The sequence below is a fragment of the Pseudonocardia sp. D17 genome (genome assembly GCF_036984265.1).
Taxonomy (GTDB): domain Bacteria; phylum Actinomycetota; class Actinomycetes; order Mycobacteriales; family Pseudonocardiaceae; genus Pseudonocardia; species Pseudonocardia benzenivorans.
Genome location: NZ_BPRG01000182.1, coordinates 1 through 2286, shown reverse-complemented (window position 1 = coordinate 2286; position 2286 = coordinate 1). Strand labels below are relative to the sequence as shown.

General features: G+C 67.1%; 2 protein-coding genes. Both read right to left on the bottom strand.

The features are described 5' to 3' along the window. Positions 1-203: 203 nt before the first annotated feature. On the bottom strand, positions 204-1196 hold the full coding sequence (locus PSD17_RS25935; RefSeq protein ID WP_339124962.1) for an oxidoreductase: 993 nt from the start codon (positions 1194-1196) through the stop codon (positions 204-206). A gap of 41 nt (positions 1197-1237) precedes the next feature. After that, positions 1238-1690 (bottom strand): 3,4-dihydroxy-2-butanone-4-phosphate synthase, encoded by a 453-nt coding sequence (locus PSD17_RS25930; RefSeq protein ID WP_339124964.1) that lies wholly within the window; start codon positions 1688-1690, stop codon positions 1238-1240. Positions 1691-2286 lie beyond the last annotated feature (596 nt).

The window sequence follows — 2286 nt, the reverse complement described above, 5'->3', positions numbered from 1 at the left end:
GCCCCACGGGCGATCCATGTCCGAGTAGAAGAAGGGCGTCGTCACCCAGAACTTCAATGCCATGACTCACTCCATTATCGAGAACCGTGTGTGACGAGGAAGGAACGGACGAGGTCGAATCCGACGCCCCGCAGACCAGCGCTCGGGAATGGCCGGGTAGCAGGGTGCGCTCGGGCGTCGAGGGCGGTCGTGCGTGGGTGTGGTCATCTGGCCTGTGCCGACTCCTTCAGGGAGTTGACCCAGAAGGGGTTGGTGAGCAGGAGCCGTCCGATCGCGACGAGGTCGCAGTCCCCGCCGGCGAGCGCGGCTTCGGCTGCTTCTGCGCTGCTGATGCCGCCGGCGACGATGGTCGGCACACCAGTGCGTTCGCGGACCTGTGCGGCGAGGTCGCGGAAGTCGACCGGGATCTCGAACGATGACGCGCCCTCGACCGCGCCGCCGGCCGCGGCGTCGATGGCATCGCAGCCGGCCCGGCTGAGCTGATTGATGACCGGGATGGCGTCGTCGGCATGCCAGCCGCCGTCGGCGAGGTCGTCGATCGCCAGCCGGACGAACAGCGGCATTCCCGGCCCGCAGGTTGCGCGTACCCGTTCCACGATTTCCAGCAGGACGCGACTGTTGGCCTCGGGGCCGCCGCCGTACGGGCCTGAGCGGTGGTTGGTCAGCGGCGAGAGGAACTCGTGAATGAGGTACCCGTGCGAGGCGTGGATCTCGATCACGTCGACGCCGACCTGACTCGCCCTGGCTGCGGCCTGCTCGAACGCAGCGACCAGGTCGCCGATCTCCTCGTCGGTCAGCGTGTGGGGCTGGTGGCTCGAGGCGTTGAAGGGTGCCCCGGTAGCACCCACGACCGGGTTGAGCGCGTCGCCGTCGGCGAAGGCCTTCCGCCCGGTGTGCCCGAGCTGCACACCGACCTTGGCCCCCTGCTCGTGGCAGAACTCCACGATGGGCGCCAGCGCCGCGGCCTGCTCGTCGGTGTAGAGACCCAGAGCACCGCTGTGGCCGCGGCCCTCGGGCGAGACCGCGGAGTCCTCGATCATCACCAGCCCGACACCACCGACCGCGCGCGAGCCGTAGTGCACCAGATGCCAACTATTCGCGCACCCGGTCTCGTCAGCGGAGCGCTGCGACATCGGTGCCATGACGACCCGATTCGGCAGCTCCAGGCCCCGGACTTCGAGGGGGTCGAGCAACATGAGCGTCTCCTTGAACCGTAGGCGGTCGGGCACCCGACCGGTCAGAAGATGTGGTGGGAACCGTCGGACGACGTGCTGGCCGAGCCACCCACCTCGATCTGAGCGATCGACGAAGCAAGGCGCTCGGCACACGACAACAGCTGCACCGACCACTCACCGCACTGAGCAGCGCATATCGGCGGCGAACCGGGCGAACCGTCATCCGGGACCATGTCGCCGGGTTCCCGTCCCCGGACGAGGGCGGCAGGCATCGGAGCACACGGGATGCCGATTGTGTGCCGCACCATGAGGGTCACCGCGTTCACGGTGATCAGAAAGCCTGCCGCGATCAGATCGCCCCCGTTCTCGCGGACATGGTCATCGGCGACCACGACCAGCCCACCTGACGCACGCGCCTCATCGGCCGAACGCACTGGCTGAGCAGCGCGCTGCAGCTCCCTGGGCCTACGGACCACGTGAGGATCCCACCCTTCGCGTTGAACCGACCTGCACATGGCGACCACCTCGGTGTGCGTCACGGGTCGGACTTCCTGACGAACTCACCGCCCCGCCGAGCCTCCCGGACTACTTTGAACAAACGTCCAATATGGCGACTGAGTATGGGCATCCCTCGACGGTCTGTCAACAGCCGATCGGTCGTGCGCGCGAACACCAGCGGTGACGAAGCGCCCGGCGGGTCGCTGGGGCTGCGCGTCTGGGCTCCAGAGTGCGCAGAGTCACCGCGCGTCTGTTCGGCAGGCTTACGTGCATCCGATCGTGATTGCGTACGGGGTGACGACCCGGCGCCTCCCGACCGGCCGTCCGGTTTACGAGGCCCCGGGTCGCGCCCCGGCGGCACATCGTCCAGCCGCTCGGCCTCTGGTGTCCGGTGGAAACGTTCCTTGGGCCTTGTCGGTTCTCCTGGATCTGGCTATTTTCAGCTCGGTAAGGCCGCGAACCAGGCGACAGGTACGTCCCAAGTAGAAACGTTTACTCGGAAGAGGAGGGCATGTGCCCGACATCCTGAGTTTCCCGCCGTTGCGCGTCCTGGTCGCGGGTGAGTCCTGGATCAAGCACACGATCCATATGAAGGGCTTCGATCAGTTCCACT

What these genes read in the sequence shown, in the direction of transcription:
- PSD17_RS25930 (WP_339124964.1), bottom strand. Translation starts at nt 1,690, where the DNA reads ATGTGCAGGTCGGTTCAACGCGAAGGGTGGGATCCTCACGTGGTCCGT.
- PSD17_RS25935 (WP_339124962.1), bottom strand. Translation starts at nt 1,196, where the DNA reads ATGTTGCTCGACCCCCTCGAAGTCCGGGGCCTGGAGCTGCCGAATCGG.